Source organism: Leptospira stimsonii, from assembly GCF_003545885.1.
GTDB lineage: Bacteria > Spirochaetota > Leptospiria > Leptospirales > Leptospiraceae > Leptospira > Leptospira stimsonii.
Genome location: NZ_QHCT01000001.1, coordinates 1,377,414 through 1,393,928, shown reverse-complemented (window position 1 = coordinate 1,393,928; position 16,515 = coordinate 1,377,414). Strand labels below are relative to the sequence as shown.

17 protein-coding genes are annotated in these 16,515 nt (G+C 44.3%); 4 read left to right on the top strand and 13 right to left on the bottom strand.

Annotated features, from left to right (window positions below; all coding sequences use genetic code 11):
* Positions 1-18 precede the first annotated feature (18 nt).
* The 4 genes from DLM75_RS06940 to DLM75_RS06925 are packed head-to-tail and all read right to left on the bottom strand — an operon-like array spanning position 19 to position 4,283.
* Complete coding sequence (locus DLM75_RS06940) at positions 19-807, bottom strand: LIC_10740 family protein (protein ID WP_118967693.1); 789 nt, start codon at positions 805-807, stop codon at positions 19-21.
* On the bottom strand, positions 788-1,879 hold the full coding sequence (locus DLM75_RS06935) for an N-acetylmuramoyl-L-alanine amidase family protein (protein ID WP_118967692.1): 1,092 nt from the start codon (positions 1,877-1,879) through the stop codon (positions 788-790). Before DLM75_RS06935 ends, DLM75_RS06940 begins: the two co-directional genes overlap by 20 nt.
* Positions 1,846-3,483 carry a DEAD/DEAH box helicase gene (locus DLM75_RS06930; protein WP_118967691.1) on the bottom strand — a complete coding sequence of 546 codons (1,638 nt, stop codon included), beginning with the start codon at positions 3,481-3,483 and terminating at the stop codon, positions 1,846-1,848. Before DLM75_RS06930 ends, DLM75_RS06935 begins: the two co-directional genes overlap by 34 nt.
* Positions 3,480-4,283, bottom strand: a complete 804-nt coding sequence (locus DLM75_RS06925; RefSeq protein ID WP_118967690.1) for a class I SAM-dependent methyltransferase — start codon at positions 4,281-4,283, stop codon at positions 3,480-3,482. The genes DLM75_RS06930 and DLM75_RS06925 overlap by 4 nt, the downstream gene beginning before the upstream one ends.
* A gap of 125 nt (positions 4,284-4,408) precedes the next feature.
* On the opposite strand from DLM75_RS06925, the gene DLM75_RS06920 reads away from it, so the two are divergent.
* Positions 4,409-4,876: a RidA family protein gene (locus tag DLM75_RS06920; RefSeq protein WP_118967689.1), complete on the top strand. Its 468-nt coding sequence runs from the start codon at positions 4,409-4,411 to the stop codon at positions 4,874-4,876.
* Positions 4,866-5,372 (top strand): hypothetical protein, encoded by a 507-nt coding sequence (locus DLM75_RS06915; protein WP_118967688.1) that lies wholly within the window; start codon positions 4,866-4,868, stop codon positions 5,370-5,372. The genes DLM75_RS06920 and DLM75_RS06915 overlap by 11 nt, the downstream gene beginning before the upstream one ends.
* 547 nt (positions 5,373-5,919) lie before the next feature.
* Here DLM75_RS06915 and DLM75_RS06905 read toward each other — a convergent pair.
* The 8 genes from DLM75_RS06905 to sufC form a co-directional block, all read right to left on the bottom strand.
* Positions 5,920-6,972 carry a BPSS1187 family protein gene (locus DLM75_RS06905; RefSeq protein ID WP_118967686.1) on the bottom strand — a complete coding sequence of 351 codons (1,053 nt, stop codon included), beginning with the start codon at positions 6,970-6,972 and terminating at the stop codon, positions 5,920-5,922.
* Positions 6,973-7,150: 178 nt separating this feature from the next.
* On the bottom strand, positions 7,151-8,068 hold the full coding sequence (locus DLM75_RS06900) for a DKNYY domain-containing protein (protein ID WP_118967685.1): 918 nt from the start codon (positions 8,066-8,068) through the stop codon (positions 7,151-7,153).
* Positions 8,069-8,197: 129 nt separating this feature from the next.
* Entirely contained in the window at positions 8,198-8,521 is a 324-nt protein-coding gene (locus tag DLM75_RS06895) for a metal-sulfur cluster assembly factor (protein ID WP_118967684.1), read from the bottom strand.
* A gap of 345 nt (positions 8,522-8,866) precedes the next feature.
* A complete protein-coding gene (gene sufU / locus DLM75_RS06885; RefSeq protein ID WP_118967682.1) occupies positions 8,867-9,301 on the bottom strand; it encodes a Fe-S cluster assembly sulfur transfer protein SufU in 435 nt (144 codons plus the stop codon).
* Entirely contained in the window at positions 9,285-10,526 is a 1,242-nt protein-coding gene (locus tag DLM75_RS06880; protein WP_118967681.1) for a cysteine desulfurase, read from the bottom strand. Before DLM75_RS06880 ends, sufU begins: the two co-directional genes overlap by 17 nt.
* 5 nt (positions 10,527-10,531) lie before the next feature.
* A complete protein-coding gene (locus DLM75_RS06875; RefSeq protein WP_118967680.1) occupies positions 10,532-10,843 on the bottom strand; it encodes a non-heme iron oxygenase ferredoxin subunit in 312 nt (103 codons plus the stop codon).
* Positions 10,840-12,075 carry a Fe-S cluster assembly protein SufD gene (gene sufD, locus DLM75_RS06870; RefSeq protein WP_118967679.1) on the bottom strand — a complete coding sequence of 412 codons (1,236 nt, stop codon included), beginning with the start codon at positions 12,073-12,075 and terminating at the stop codon, positions 10,840-10,842. Before sufD ends, DLM75_RS06875 begins: the two co-directional genes overlap by 4 nt.
* Positions 12,044-12,811 (bottom strand): Fe-S cluster assembly ATPase SufC, encoded by a 768-nt coding sequence (gene sufC / locus DLM75_RS06865; protein WP_118967678.1) that lies wholly within the window; start codon positions 12,809-12,811, stop codon positions 12,044-12,046. Before sufC ends, sufD begins: the two co-directional genes overlap by 32 nt.
* 728 nt (positions 12,812-13,539) lie before the next feature.
* Here sufC and DLM75_RS24230 point away from each other — a divergent pair.
* Positions 13,540-13,686 (top strand): hypothetical protein, encoded by a 147-nt coding sequence (locus DLM75_RS24230; RefSeq protein ID WP_158586454.1) that lies wholly within the window; start codon positions 13,540-13,542, stop codon positions 13,684-13,686.
* Positions 13,687-13,754: 68 nt separating this feature from the next.
* Here the strand turns inward: DLM75_RS24230 and DLM75_RS06855 are convergent, their stop codons facing one another.
* Positions 13,755-14,999, bottom strand: a complete 1,245-nt coding sequence (locus DLM75_RS06855) for an EAL domain-containing protein (RefSeq protein ID WP_118967676.1) — start codon at positions 14,997-14,999, stop codon at positions 13,755-13,757.
* A gap of 155 nt (positions 15,000-15,154) precedes the next feature.
* On the opposite strand from DLM75_RS06855, the gene DLM75_RS06850 reads away from it, so the two are divergent.
* The gene (locus DLM75_RS06850; RefSeq protein ID WP_118967675.1) at positions 15,155-16,117 is read left to right on the top strand and encodes a hypothetical protein; all 963 of its coding nucleotides are present in this window, start codon (positions 15,155-15,157) and stop codon (positions 16,115-16,117) included.
* Positions 16,118-16,515 lie beyond the last annotated feature (398 nt).

The window sequence follows — 16,515 nt, the reverse complement described above, 5'->3', positions numbered from 1 at the left end:
GCCTTGGAATGAGAGAATTCAGTTCCTTTTGTGGATTAAATTGAGAGAATATTCCATTCCGGGAATAGTCTCGGGAAGACCGTCGAGTCGATATTCTACGCTTTGAATGTCCGAGAAGTTTTCAAAAACAGTCTTTTCCAAGGCGATAAACGTGGAGTCCAAAAGCGCCATCTTCTTTCGGGCGATTTCCTTTTGTTTGTCCTCTTCCTTCATCTGTTGTTGAACGTAAGTATAATCGATTCGAAATTTCATTCCGGAAAGAATTTCCTGAAGAGTCGACTTTCTAAAATCCAGAATCAGAGTATTTCCGTTTTTCCAGATCGCTTTGACCGCGTATTGAATTTCGGGAAGACGTTTTAGGTTTTTATAATGTTCTCCCTTACCGGAAGCGAACGCTTTATCGAAATAGGAAGATTCGCTGATCTCTCCGATAAGAGTCATCGTTTTATGACGAAACTCGTCCTCTTCCAGAAGAACTTTTCTCCGAACCGGAAAAACTTGTCTTTCGCCGTCCGATCCGTAGATGGTGATTTCGGTTCTTGGATCTCTGTTGCCTACTTCGTAAAGGGAAAAGGGCACAAGAGTGACGAACGGGTTGTGACCCGCGAGGATAAAGGACGTGAAAAATAAGACGACTCCGATCCAAGCGTAGGTAAGAAACAAAGTTCTTCGAGAAACTCCGTCTTCGGTCGCGGTGCGAAACAACCAGAGATAACCGAGATTGATTTTTACTCCGGCGGCCTTGATCGCTTCCCATGCCGCATCTTTGATCGCGATTGCAGATTCTTTAATTTTTTGCCAATTCATATCCCCGGATTCCCTCTACGATGCTTTTCGCTAACTTGACTTGCAAACCCTTGCTCTGCAAAAGTTTGGATTCTTTTTCATGCGAGAGATAACCCATTTCCACGAGAACCGCTGGCATGAGGCTTCCTCTCAGGACTGAAAAATCGGCCTTTTTCACTCCCCTGGACAGGATTTGAGGTTGGAGCTTTTTTTTCATCTCCGATTCCAAAGCCCTTGCTAAGATTCTGCTCCTTCTTTGGATCAAAGAAGACATCATTCCCGCCTGAACTTTTTTGACCGCCGAGCTTCCCCGAGGTTTGAGAATTCTGTTTTCCAGAAGAGCGGTTTCCCGCGCCGATTCCGTGGAAGGCGTCTGAGAAAGATAATAGATCTCGAAACCGTTCACTTCCTCGTTGATGGAAGAATTACAATGGAGACTGATAAAGAGAGAACTTCCCGTCTTTTTGAGTTCCCTGTTCGCGATTTCGGAACGACGCTCCAACTCAACAAACGTATCGTCCGGTCTCGTGAGGACAACGTTGATCTCCGGGTAAACCTTCTCGAAGAATTTTTTAAGAATTTTCGCCACCTGAAGAGAAATATCTTTTTCGTGAGTACCGGAATCGGAAGCGGTTCCCGGATCCTTCCCGCCATGACCGGCGTCGATCAGAATCGTTTTGATCCCGAGTTTTTCGGCACTAGGAAGAATTTCCAACTCCAACACATTTTCCTTATATTCATAACGGACGTCCTCGGACATCAATTGAACGAAAAGCGCCTCCATGATCTCGGGAGGAATGAGAAAATCCCTTTCCTTATAAAGAACCGGAGAAGAAATCTTTTCGATCGTCTGGTTGAACGTGTAAAACGAGGAACCCACCCGAAATCGAATTTCTCCGGAAGGATGTCGGATCGAACCTACGAAAGTCGCTGGATTAAAATAGGATTTGAGGGAAGGGAATTCTTTTTGGACGTCCTCAAAGCGCACATAACGTTCGGAGGACTGCGTGGGAATCGCGACCTTCGCCTCCAATTCCCACAAGCTTAAGGAGAATAGAATCAGCCCCCAAAGATAGATTTGATTTTTTGCCAAATCGAACCTTTTTTCTTTTGAGAATCTTCTCTTTTGGTATCGTTGATATCGAAGAGATTCCGTTTGCTCTTGTCGTATTGTCTGTTCGACTGTTGTTGACTTCGATTCTGGTTTTGATTCTGATTGCGTTGTCCCTGCGGTTGCGGCTGACGTTGTTTGTCCTTATTGCCTTGGAACTTATTCTGCTTGTTGCCTTGTTTGTTTTGTTTCGGCTCGGCAGATAAAACGGAATCGACTTTTTGCAAAAAGACTTCGGCTTCTTGGATCGCCGCGGCCGGCTTCTTCTTGTGCCCGTCCCGAGGATTTGTTTGACCGGCATGTGCTGGACGTTTGTCCCCTCTTTTGTCTCGACCGTGCGAGTGCGCACCACCGCGTTCTCTTTCGTGAGGACGTCTTCCGTTCTGTTTGAAATGAGTTTCCTTTTCCTTATCGTACGAATCTCCGCCCACAAAAGCCTGAAATTCTCCCTTGGGAAACTGAATGTATTCTTCATTGACTTCGAGTACTTCGATCTTTTGTTTGAGATACTTTTCGATCTTTTCCAATTCCACGTAATCGGATTCGGAACAAAAGCCGATCGCCTTTCCTTTTCTTCCGGCTCTCGCGGTTCTTCCGATTCTATGAACGTAGTTTTCCGTGTCTTGGGGAAGGTCGTAGTTGTAAACGATGTCGATATTCTCCACGTCGATTCCGCGGGAAGCGACGTCGGTTGCGACCATGTAACGATATTTACCGGATTTAAAATCTCTGAGGAGCCTGAGTCTTTTTTTCTGATCCAGCTCGGAGGAAATTCCAGTGACTGGAACTCCAAATCTTCGAAGAGTATGTACGATTTTTGGAATATTCGCTTTATAATTCGTGAATATGATTCCCTGACCTTCGTCGGTCGAGTTGAGAATCAAGTTGGTCATATAAGGAATTTTTTCTTCTCTTCCCAAGTGAACGATCTTTTGATCGATTCTCTCGGTGATGATCTTTTCGGGATTGATCTGGATCTCTACTGGTTCGTTTAGGAATCGATAGGCGAGGCGCATCACTTCCACGGAAAGAGTCGCGGAAAAGAGCAAGGTCTGCTTCCGATTCTTACATTTATGAAGAAGCCAACGGATGTCCTGGATAAATCCCATGTCGAGCATTCGATCCGCTTCATCGAGAACGAAGAATTCAACATTTGTAATATCGATCGAACCGGACTTGATCATGTCGATCAATCTTCCCGGAGTCGCGACGATGATTCCTTTCAGACCTTCCAAGTCTTTGTTCTGGGACTTGTAATCGGTTCCTCCGATGATCGGAACCGCACGAACGCCTTCCGCGTGTTTGAGAAGCTTTTTGGCTTCGTCGGAGATCTGCATCGTCAATTCTCTTGTGGGAGCTAAAACGAGAGCGGAAACTCCCTGAATTTCTTTGGTAAGAATCGTGTGAATGACTGGGACCAAAAAGGCTACGGTTTTTCCCGTGCCGGTTTGTGCAAGACCCGTGATGTCCTTTCCTTCCAATCCATGAGGAATCGATTTCTCTTGGATCGGAGTCAGCTCGGTATAACCGATGTCTTGAATGGCGGAAAGTAATTTGGGATGTATGGAAAGTTCTTCGAATTTCATGTGTGCTGCTTCTGAGCGATTAAGTGGAATGTATCCCCGTAGCAGGTGAGGTCCGAGAGACGTGCAAAAAGTCTGTGACTCAGGATTCTACCCCGCCAACCCCTATCTCGGGACGGGTGGTAGGACATCGGTTTCTTATACTCAGTTGTAAAACCGTATCCTTTCAACATTTTTTTCAGGGAGGCTGGGCTGTAATCCCAAAAATGGTCCTTTGGATGTGTACGAAACCATTCCTCCGGGTTGGTTTGAAAGGTGGGCCCGTTCAGAGATGGAAGTCCGAGAAACAAAAACCCTCCCGGTTTGACAAGATCGGTTAGCTTCGCAAACACAAAGTCCGCATCCGGAAAATGTTCCACCACAAAGAAAGCCGCCACAACGTCAAAGGAGGCGCTTTTCAGAACATTCTCCTCTAAGAAGGAAGCGCAGAGGACATCCAGTCCCAGAGTTTTTCTCGAATATTCCACTTCTGCGGGAGAAATCTCGAGACCGGAAACCCGATACCCTTTTTTTCTCGCTTCATCTAAGAAGAATCCGGCGGCGGAGCCCAATTCAAAAAGAGAAGAATTTTCCGGGTTCTGAAATCGACCCAACATCGAAAGACGTTTTCTCGCGAGATCTCGAAGGGCATCTTCATCTTCGTAGTAGGTCTTTTGATACTGATTTTTGTATTCGTCCAGGAAGTAAGAATCTTTGTATTCCCGTGTTTGGGCGGGTTTATAAAAACAAACCCCGGTGCGTTTGCAGATCTGATACTGATCAGGAAAGCGTGGATGGGGAATGAGCTCGAGTTTGGGAAACATTCTCTCAGACCTAGAGAAACGGGAAGGGAGAAGAAAGAAAATTCCTTTTTTCGAAACTGCTTGAAAAATCGAGGAAGGGAATCTTCTTGGAAGGATCTTTCAAAAATTCTATAGAATCAAGACGTATGAGCATCCAAAATAAAATCGAATCTCTGGGTTACAAACTTCCCCCTCCTCCGCAAGCGATCGCGGCTTATATTCCCGCAAACCAGAGCGGGAACCTCGTTTTTACTTCCGGACAACTTCCCTTAAAAGACGGTCAACTGATGCTCACCGGAAAATTAGGAGAGGGTCTTTCCATCGAAGACGTAAAAGAAGCAACGATCCAAGCGAGTCTAAACGCGATCGCGGCCGCCTCTGCGATTTGCGGAGGTCCGGATAAGATCGTGAAGATCGTAAAGATCGGAGTGTTTGTCGCATGTGGTCCGAACTTCACCGAGCATCATTTGGTCGCGAACCACGGAAGCAATTTCCTTCTTTCTGTTTTTGGAGAATCGGGACGTCATGCGCGCTTTGCCGTCGGCGTTCCTTCTCTTCCTTTGAACGCTCCCGTCGAGATCGAGGTTACGTTTCAGGTCGCAGATGCTTCGTAATCTTTGGAGAGACATTCAGTGGAGCTTAAGAACGATTCCTCTTCTCGCAAGAGAATGGCTGACGTTCTATCTTTCCTTTATGGGAAGATTCACCGATTTTTGGAAAGAGAAATCGGGAACTGAAAAGGTTCTCTTTGTCGCAGTTACGCTTCAACTTTTTTTCAGCCTTTCGACTTGGATCGAATACACGATCCATCTCGGAGGTGAAGAAACGGAAGGCCTTCGTGTTTCGTCTAACTTTTACTTTATCATTCTTTCCGCCGGTGTTTTCTTTTTCGGTTCTTTCTGGAGATCTCACTGGTTGGGTTCTCTTCTTTTGAGTCTTCAATTTCTTCTCGGTTTGGGAACTCTCGCCGGAATCTTTTTTCCTGAGACGTTCTTTGTGAGTTTTTTGAGAGAAGAAGATTACGTTTTCAGTTGGAAGTTCTACGGTTTTTTGGGAGCTTGGGGTTTCACCTCGCTTCTGGCTCTGAATCAGTTCTTTCAGAAAGACTAAGAACTTATAAAGAAGCGCAATCAAATCCATTTCTATTTTCTCCGACGAAACCTGGGCGCGAGAAATCTTTTGTCGCGATTTCCTCCTTTCCGTTTTTGGAGAATCTAAAAGTAGGAACTCCTTCTTTTTAGAATCTTAGAATAAAGAACGCAGACTTTACGCAAAAAGAAGACATCCGTTGTGTTAGAATCCCGTGGATTAAAACGGGCTCACTCCTTGAAAAAGCAGAACGTGGGAACTCCCCCATTTCGGAATCTTTACCAAAAATCTCCTTTAAAAAAGGTGAGACAGAATTCATTGTTTTTCTTTGAACCCTTGAAAAGTGGAAACTCCTGCTTCAAGAAAACGTCGTCCTTCTTTGTTCCCACTTTTTATCCGACAAAGGCCATTAAAAAACGAACCGCGACGTCTGATCCAAACGTTCATTCGATTGGAACTCCAAAAGTAAGAGTTCCCACAAAAAACGAGCTTCAAAAAAATATCAGAAAGAAAAAACCTTTGAAGGTATGTATAAAGGAAGGAAGTCGATGGGAAATTCTTAAATACATTACGGATAACTAATGTAATCCCACGCAGTTTGTTGACTCTGCGACATCGTACAGTTGTGCTTTGTGTTTTCGTCTCCGCTCGCACAGAGATTGGTGGTCAAGCGGTGTGTGTTGCCGAAGGGAGGAGTTCCCGCATCGGCATCGGTAAGAGCTCCGAGCATTCCGAAAGAATTCAACCAGGCGTCCGTAACCTGATTGGGATTTCCGGAAAAATTTGCAACAGAATCCCCGACATGAACCAATCCAAAGTAAGAATTCGCGGAAGTCAAACCGCTCGCGTTCATCCAGGATGCGTTACTCGCAGACGCAACGTGATAATCGGAGACGCCGCTGTAGATGGAAACTCTTCCGAGGGACTTGATCTTTCCTTGAAAGGCCGCGTGACCGCTACCTTGCGAATGTCCTCCAAGAAAGACCTTGTTCCAATTCACCGCACCTCCGATTAGAAATTGATCCCAACCGTCGTTCGGTCTTTTTACGACGAGATATTGAAGGAGTTTTAAAAGTCTTCCGTCGATCGAATTCGTAAAATCTACGGAAACTGCGGTCGTCTTATCTACACCAGTGAGAATTTCCTCTCTTGCATTTCCAAAACAAGAAGCGGAATTGTTGGGTGCAGTGTTGCAGATAACGTTGATCGGGTCGGCGTTCGGATACATAAGGCCGATACTATGATAACCTCGAAGCGCGCCCTCTTCTATAATTTTCGAAACTCCGATCGGAGTCCCTCCCGATCCGGGTAAAAATACGGCGAGAATGTTCTTTGCGGCTCCGGACGGAAGATACATCAAATGAGGATCGTTGTATTTGAGAATACAACTCGCCCCGTAACTCGGAAGAACGAAAATTCTCGTAAGTCCGTTAAACGTATCCACTCTCGGCGGAAGAGAAGTCTGTCCACATTGGATAAAGTCGAAAAGCACGGCTCCGAAAACTAAGTTTCGAAGATCCTCATCGTTTTGCTCCTTATCATCGGGCAATTTCGTACAACCGAAAAAGAAAAACAAAGATAACAATAAAACATAAGATATTTCTAATAAAATGTTTTTCATAGCACCTTTTTGATTTTGAAATATAAGAATGTTCCAATGAGGAAAACATTCGCCTCGCTCTTAAATTTCATTCTTTCGTTCTTTTACTGTTTTTAGGAGCACTGAGATTTTTTTTAGCCGGAACAAAAAAAGAAATCATTCCGTTAAAAAATGAAAAAACGATTCGTCGGTCCTTTTTCTAAAAGGCTTCGCCTTCCTTAAATTTTCGATTTCGATCTTCGGCGCAGGCTCCGTAATAAGGACAGGTCCCATTCTCCGGTATCAATTGAATGGACTTCGGGTCCGCTCCGGGAATCGCCTTTCCCTTCCAAAAGACAAAATCGGAATCTTTCGCGTAATCCGAGTCGAGTGAAATCTTAGAATCGAGTGGATTCGAATATTTTAATACGACAAAATTCTCGGAGGAACAGGAAAAGGAAATCGGCTCGCCGGATGTCAAATAGTAGCATCGTTTCCGATCCTTTGCGTAACGATCAAAAAGTTCGAAGGTATTCGGATCAGCTTCCCGTATGCGATTTCCATTATAATAAATCGAATTTTTCGTCTTCAAGACTTCGAAAAAAAAAGATTGTAAGAATGCAATGGACTGTGCGTTTTCTTCTAAGATGCCGCCGAGATAATAGAGCCGATCTTCGTCCAAACCGTAATCCGTAAAAATTCCGTCCCGGTCGAGAACCCGGAAACTTTCGGGCTTTGCCTTTTCCACAACGGAGAAGACGATCTTTTTCTCGGTCCAAATCTTTAGATCGAGCGGGATTATGATCAGCCAGGCTTTTGGAGAATTCGTTCTGATATTCAAGTGCGTCGATACAAAATAAACCTTCTTTCGATCGGAAAAATAACCTTTTTCTAATATTCGAAAAGTCTCCGGTTCCACCCCCGGCAACGTCGTTTCCTTATAATAAACGTTTTTTTCGTCCCTTGCAAACTCTTTGTCGACGATCTTGAAATTTCTCCTTTCGCTCGTGTCGATCTTCTGATCTTCGTAGTAGGGGAAAAACCAGTATTTGTAGTGATATCCCTTGGAACAGGAAAGTAAAAAAAGAAACGGAAGGATCCATCGGTATTTCATAAGGGATTGGTTTGTTGACTCCATTCTTTTTCCATTGATCGATCCATCTCAGAACGTTTTCGATCGAACCAACTTAGAATCATTAGATTTTTAGAATATAATAAGATTTTTTTTTGTAGACGCTTCCGCATTTTCCAAAAAGAAATCGTATCCTCAGTCGAAAATTCCTAAATCCATCTTTGCGTCTTCGGAAGCCATTTCTCGTGGATCCCATTTCGGAATCCAAACCACTTCCACTTCGGCTTCCGTGATCCCGTCCACCCGGAGCGTGTGATTGATGACATCCTGTTTCATCTGGGGGCCCGCCGGACAAGCCATCGACGTGTAGGTCATATCGATTTTTGCCTTTGTTCCCTCGACTTTGATTCGATAAATGAGTCCGAGTTCCGCGATCGAGATTCCAATTTCGGGATCTTCGACTTTTTTGACTTCTTCGTAAATTTGTTCTTCTAATGCGTTTGTAGGAGCTTCTAACATTTTCTTGGCCCTTCTTTTTCTTCGTTTCCCAGGTTCCCTTTTTGTTTTTTAAGAAAAACTTTTGCGGGAACTCCCTAATTTTTGACTTTCAGAATCGAATCTGACTTTTCACTCAAAAAAGTTCCGTTTTCCGCGCGGTAGGGATCAAGGCGGAGTCAATAAATTGAAACTCAGCGCCTTTTCTCTGATACGGAGAACATTCAATTTATTGACTGAAGCCGCGAGCCCGGTCCGCGAAGCGGAACCGCCCCGGAAAAGTTTTTTTTTCTTTGAACTTTCCACGTGGTTTCTTTTGGAAACTTTTGCGGGAACTCTGCATTCTTTTTTCTCAGTGAGAATTCCGTTTTACTTTTGAATCTTGGATAGCGCTCTTTCCAGAGTATTCCAGGGAAGAACCGCACATTTGATTCTCGCGGGAATTTTTTTCACAGATTCCATGGATTCCAATTCCTCTAATTCTTCTTCGAACTTAGGATCTTTGTTCTCCAAGACCATATTCTTAAATCGTTTAAGAATACTTTCGACTTCGGAAACCGTCCTTCCCCGGATCGCTTCCGCCATCATCGACCCGGAAGCCTGAGAAATCGAACACCCTTTTCCGTTCACCCGAACTTCGGAGATTTTTTCCCCTTCCAGATTGATCGTCAATTCGAGTTCGTCTCCACAAAGAGGATTGACCCCGTGTTCATACAAGTCGGCGGGTTCGAGCTTTCCTCGAAATCTCGGATTTTGATAATGCTCTAAAATAACTTCTTTGTAAAGACTATCGCTTAAGGACACGGGAGAAAATCTCCTTTACCTTAATTAGACCTTCGATCAATCGATCGATATCGTCTTTTGTATTGTAAAGATAGAGACTCGCTCTACACGTTCCCGGGATGTTTTTGAACGCCATAAAGGGCTGGGCGCAGTGATGTCCGACTCGGATCGCGATTCCCTCTTCGTCCAATATCGTCCCCACGTCGTGAGGATGGACCCCCGGGAAATTAAAGGATATCACTCCGCCCCTTTTGGAAAGATCCGTCGGTCCGTAGAGTTCCAGTCCTCCAAAATCTTCTAATCGATCGAGCGCGTACGTTAAAAGTTCGAGTTCGTGATTTCGGATTTCCTGCATCCCGATCGTTTCCAAATATTCGATCGCGGCTCCGAATCCGATCACTCCCGCGATATTCGGCGTTCCCGCTTCCAATCGAGAAGGGAGTTCCGCGTACGTGGATTTTTCTTTGAATACTTGAGAGATCATATCTCCTCCTCCCATCCAAGGAGGCATCTCTTCCAAGATTTCTTCTTTTGCGTACAGAACTCCGACCCCCGTCGGTCCGAGCATCTTGTGTGCGGAGAATACGTAAAAATCAAAGTCCATCTCTCTCATGTTCACGGGAAGATGGCATACACCCTGGGCTCCGTCCACGAGAACCTTCGCTCCCACTTCCTTTGCCCGTTTCTGAATCGGCGCGAGATCGTGTATCGTTCCCGTAACGTTCGACATCTGGGAAACGGCGACTAACTTTGTTTTGTTTGTTATGATTTCGTTTAGGTTCGTAAGGTCAAGAGTCGCGTCCTCATTCAAAGGTATGAATTTTAGAATCGCCTTCTTTTCCTGAGCCAACATCTGCCAAGGTACGATATTGGAATGATGTTCTAGTTCGTTGAGAACGATCTCGTCCCCTTCTTTGATCTGAGTTCTTCCCCAGGTTTGTGCGACTAAGTTGATGGACTCGGTCGCGTTTCTCGTAAAGATACAAACTTTCGCGCACTGAGCTCCGATAAATCGTGAAAGATGAATTCTACTGAGTTCGTATTTTTCCGTGGCTTTTTGAGAAAGATAATAAATCCCTCGGTGGATATTCGCGTTTTCTTCTCTGTAGTATTTTTCGATCCGATCGATGACCGTAAACGGTTTTTGAGAACTGGCCGCGCTGTCCAAAAAGACGAGCGGTTTGCCGTTCATCATCGTTCCTAAGATCGGAAAATCGGTCCTTATTCTTTCAGAAGAGAAGCTCATATATGTCAATCCTCCAGATCCACCTCGATCGAGTCACCTACGATTCTCACCGGATACACGGGGAGATCCTCTACCGCGGGCATACAAAGCGCCTTTCCGGTTTTGACGGAGAATTGCGCCTCGTGCCTCGGACAAGTGATTACGTCTCCACAGAGTTCGCCTTCGGATATGGCTTCTCCGTCGTGGGTGCAGACGTCTTCAAACGCATAGAGGTTTCCGTCCAAACTCGTGATCCCGATTCTATTATATCGGGTTTCCACTACTTTGACTTTCCCGTTTTCGATTTCGGAAAGATTTGCGAGTATTCGAAAGCTCATAATTCTCCTTCCACCTTCTTGGCTATGAGTGCGAACAATTCTTCTCGTATAGTTTCCGATTCAATTTCACCAATGACTTGTCCAAGAAAACCGTCTACGATCATTCTTCTTGCTTCGTCCTCGTCGATTCCTCGAGATGCGAGATAAAACAGTTGGTCTTCGTCGATCTCTCCGACGGTCGCGCCGTGTTCGCACTTCACGTTTTCCGCATAGACTTCCAATTTAGGAATCGACTCCGCTCTCGCGGTCCGGTCCAGAAGAAGGTTGTTGTTGATCTGGATCGCGTTCACGTCCTTACATGTGTTCGGGATCTGGAGATTCCCTGTAAAAATATGATGCGCCTTTTCTCGGAAAGCTCCCCGATAGAGAATCGAACTTTCCGTATGACTTTCTCTGTGAACGATCTTCACTTCCGAATCTTGAAATTCCCTTCCGGACATCGGCGCCAAACCCAAAACTCTGGCTCTCGCACCTTTTCCGGACAATTCCACTTGGAGAATATTTTTTCCTTTGTAACCGCCCGGAGTCACTTTTGCGATCTTCACATCCGAATCCTCTTTTTGATCGGAGAATAGATTCTGAAAATGGAATATACTGGAACCGAAGGATTCGATTCCAGTGTAGGAAAGTTTCGTTCCTTTCCCGCTCTGAAGAATCGTAAGCCCTTGAAAGAGTTTGAAATTTTCTTCTTCGGGACATTCGTATCGTTCCGCGAAAAATGCTCTGCTGTGATTTCCGAACTTGGCGACAACGAGAGGAAGAATTCTTGCTTCCTTCTCCAATCGAAATTTGATTTCGATTTCTTCGGTAAGAATTTGGTCTTCTCCGACTTCGAGATAAAGCCCGTGAGTAAAAGTGGAAAGACTGAGAAGAACGAACCATTCTTCATTCTGTTTTTGGAATGTATTTTCGAGGACGTTTAAAAAATATTCGAGTTCTTTTCCGGAAAGAGTTTCCGATCTGAAAACTTTTACTTCTTTCGGTGCGCGGATGGAAATTGCTTCCTCGCCTGGAGAATCCAAAAATTCTTCCGGATGAAAATTGGAAAGAGGAACTTTTCGCCAAGATTCGTTTTCGCTTCTCGGAATTGAAAGTGTGGAGAATTTGGAAAAAACTTTTTTCCGAAAATCTTGAAGAGCCTGCGGCTCCTTGCTCTTCGAGAGAAAAGTGGTAAACTGTGTTTCTAAGGACACTTGATTTTTAGTCTCCAGATTCTGCAAGGATCCAGTCATATCCTTTCTCTTCCAGTTCCAGAGCGAGTTCTCTTGTTCCGGTTTTCAAAATTCTTCCTTTTGCAAAGACGTGAACAAAGTCGGGCGTGATGTAGTTTAGCATTCTTTGATAGTGTGTGATAAGAAGAATCGAACGCTCCGCCGTTTTGTTTCTGTTGATTCCTTCGCTTACGATTCGAAGCGCGTCGATATCGAGTCCGGAATCGGTCTCGTCGAGAACGGAAAGTTTCGGTTTGAGGAGACTCATCTGGAGAATTTCGTTTCTCTTCTTTTCTCCTCCGGAGAATCCGTCGTTCACATAACGAGAGATAAACGACTCGGGAATATCGAGATCGGCCATTCCCTGTTTGAGTTCTTTTCTGAATTCCTTTACCGGAAGATCTTTTCCTCGAACGGACTTCACGATCGTCTTTAAAAAGTTTCCGATGGTGACTCCGGGGATGCTCGTAGGATATTGAAAACAGAGGAAGATTCCGAGGCGCGCACGTTCGTCGGTCGGAAGTCCGAGAATCGATTTTCCTTCGAAGAGGATGTCGCCCGAGAGAACCTGGTATTTCGGATGGCCCATGATGACGTTGGAGAGCGTGCTCTTTCCGGATCCGTTCGGACCCATGATCGCGTGAACTTCTCCGGGTCGAATCGTGAGATTGACGCCTTTTACGATTTCTTTGATTTCTCCGGAATCTCCGGTATGAATTCCTGCCCTGAGGTCCTGGATCTTTAAAATCTCGGTCACAAAAGCACCTTTATCAGTGGATAGTGGGATTTGGGAGTTTGTCTTCGGCGCGTCGTTTGCGGAAAAGGAACGATTCCTTCCGAATTAAAAACGATTCTCGATAAGAAAGTCGCTCCCGATTCTTTCCTCTGATCCCTATTCTACCAGTGTTTTTTTCCGTAGGGAGAGATCAATAGGAAAGAAGAAATAGGTCTTGAGGAGTGCGGGGAGTTCCCGCATTTTCCGTTTCTTCCCGGCGAGGAGTTTTTCAAAGTGTGAAGAATTCTGTTCTTTCGGGAGTTGATCCGTTTCTTTTTGCAACCGGAGTTCCGACCTTTTTTTCGCAAGAGGCCTCTTTTCAAAAGAGTCTGAGTGCGAAGGTGCGATTTGGGATTGAAGATGGAACATAAGCAGGTTTTTGTTTGAATCGGACGGAAGCGTGGGTCGCGAAACGTTTCTTCTTTTTTGCGGAGTTCCCGCATTCAGAAACGTTTCTTCGTGTTCTCTGGATCGTTTCGAAGTCCTCTCGAAGTCGATTCTGAAATTTTGAGGAGTTCCTCTTTTTACAATGCCGCGTTCCAGGAACAAAATCTTCTTTTGCTTTCTTCTTAGCGTTAAAATCGTAAGGAGTTCCCACATCTGTTCGAGGTGAAAACGGGGAGTTCCTTCTTTTCACACTGGCCTTTCATTTAGGAAATGATTCCTCTTCTAACGCAAGAGTTCCCGCAAAAAAAAGCTCTTCTAAAAGAATGAAAAGGCCTCTTTCCCAGGTTTTGAATTCGGTCGGGAACTGGAGAATGTTCGTCCTTTTCCACTTGGTACAAATCGGTTACTTCAACAAACACACGAAGAAAGTGATCAAGACTTTAAAAGTGGAACCCATGTCTCTGGTCTAAAGTTGTTATCTACGTTCCAGAAATAGGCCAACGGTTTGATATGAGAAAAAATCGAAAGAACGTTTCTCTTAGACGCGTTCCCAATCCATCTTGATCACGAGAATGTAATTGTCTCTCAGAGTATAAGTAAAGATTACAACTTGCTTATGTAGGTCCATATCATATACGGGTTCGGTCACGGTCCACTTCGCATGATTCTGAACTACCTTCGCTTTATGACGAATGAAGAACGGTCTCCAAGCGTAGTTATTTCCGATCTCTGTCAGGTCGGAATCCCAATCCTCTCCGGGATGGGAACGGAAATAAGTGGGAGTGATTTGATAACCGAAAATGTCGCAAGCAAAGACGGAAAGAATTTCTGAGGGAAGATTCGGAAGCATCAGATGTAAGACGACCGGGAGATCTTCTTTTCCGTTGTGTCTCAAAGCCTCTAACTTTTCACCTAACGCATCGATGACGGCTTGACCTTTCTGGAATTCTTCCAAGAGTTCCATAAATCGTAAACCGGAGAATTTTTCCAGAGTATCCCTCAGAGTTCGATTGAATTGTTTTTTGTCTTGGAATTCGACCTGAGGCCTTGAAAAATAAAATCCTTGTAGGAGATTCGCTCCCATAGAAAGAGCGAGATGCAATTCTTCTTCCGTTTCGATTCCTTCGAAGAGAAGATCGGAGCCGAGTTTCTGGGACATGTCCGCGATCGCACTCAGAACGTTCTTAAAAGATCTTCGGTTTAAACTTTCCCGCATGATCTTGATATCCACTTTCATGATATCCGGATGGATATAACCGATTCTTTCCAAGTTGGAAAATCCGACTCCGAGGTCGTCGACCGCGATCTTGAATCCGTAGTCTTTAAAAACGTTTACGATCGAGAGAAGTTTCTCGATACTTCCGTCGAATTTATCTTCCGTGATTTCCAGAACAACGTCGGCGGGAGAGATCTCGTATTTTTCTATCAGATTGAGGACATGCAATCTTTTCAGATCCAAAACGTCTCCCGTATGAATCATCGAAAGAAAGTTGGGCATCATGTTTAGGAAAAGTTTTGTTCTCAACCCCGTATCTTTCAAATGTCGAATCGCTTTTTCTCGGATCAACCGATCGATCTGAATCAATCGGATCGTATCCAATTCTGGATTGTGGAATTGATATCCTAAGGAACGGTATTCGTTTTTTTCCGGAGAGTAGAATCTTCCTAAAACTTCGTATCCTACGATATTACAGTTGGTGACTTCCAGGATCGGTTGATAGTGGGGTTGATAATAATTCTCTCCATAAGAGAGAATGTTGCTTGTATCCTGGCTATATAACATGATCGTTTCGATTCCCTTTTACTGGATTCCGCAAAGACCGGTCCGGCAAGCAAAATTCCGTACAAAAAGGCTCAAATTAAGATCGAGAGAAGACCACATTCTTCTTTTTTTTTATTAACGTTCGAAAAAACTGACAATTCTAAAGGTATTCTTGCATGAAAGAGGCGATCGGCCATCTTCTCAACCCTTCTACACTAGAACCCAATCTCGGTCTCTATTTAGGAACTCTTGGAATCGACAATTCCAGAGAGTATAAGTCTTCTTTTTTCTCTTCCTGGAAAAAAATAGACTCCGTTTTAGTCGATTTGCTTACAGAGGATTTTCTTTTAGCGCTTCGAATTTTTCGGGGTCCCGGCGCTTGCCGCGCCTTCCTCAGTCTTTGGTTTACCGAATCCGGTACGTTTCGGGATTTCGAATGGAATGGAAGCGACGGGAAAGAATTTTTATCCAGGGGAACGTTTCGAAACGGTTATTGGAGTTTTACTCAAGGAAATCAGAGATTCAACTTTCGTTTGGACGATACGATTCAACAAGGATATACACATTCTTCCATTCTCGCGAGCGATCTGAATCTTCAATTGGATGCACTCGTAAGCACCGCGGAAAAATTGCACAAACCGGTTTCTTCTCTTGAATCTTCCGGGAAAGACTGGCTCTTTCGTTTGATTTCTCCGGACCTTTCGGTTAGAGGACAACTCGCTCTGGATGAAGACACTTGGAATTTGGATTCTTCCGAAAAACTTTCCTATAGCATTACTTCCGGTTTTAGCGATCAGGCGTTTCTTCCCGAATCTCGGATTTACGGAAGCGTAAATGCGAAGAATTCCTTTCGTCTGAATCTCAACGAGAAAACGGGAATTCTTCTCTGGAGAAATGGAGTTCCCGCGTTTTTAGAATCTGCAACGTTCAAAAAGGAATCCTTGTCCTACGTTCTCCACGATCCTTCCGATCAGATCGAACTCACGGTTACTCCGATTCGCACAACTCCTCAGATCATTCCCGGTTTTTTTGGAAAAAAAATTCCGATGGAAAGAGTGGAAGGGAGAATTTCGGGTAAAATTCGATTCGGAAACAAGAAGGAAACGATCAAGAAGGGTTTTGCGATTTTAGAAGTGTAGAGATTCTTCCGAAATCGTATCTGAAACGGACTTAAAGTCCGTTTACAATCTTTTTTTCGACGGAAAGTTTGTCGGAACAAACGAGATTCTCATTGCAAAGGCTACTTTCGATTTTTTGAATATTCTCTTTTTTTTATTTTCTCTCCGCAGTTTTGAAAACGTTTCGAAATTGAAAGAGGATTTTTAAGAAAGAATTTCGAGCCTTTCGACATTTCCTCAAGCCTGAATTGCAAAAAATCTTACAATATTCAGAAAGCCTTTGTTAAAAACCGCGGGAGTTCCCGCAAATTTTTTCCCTTTGGAGGTTCAAAAACATTCTAACGAATGGATTTTTATTAAGAATCGTCTCAGAATGTAGGAACTCCATTAAAAGTTTAGGAATCAAAAGTCTGTTTAAA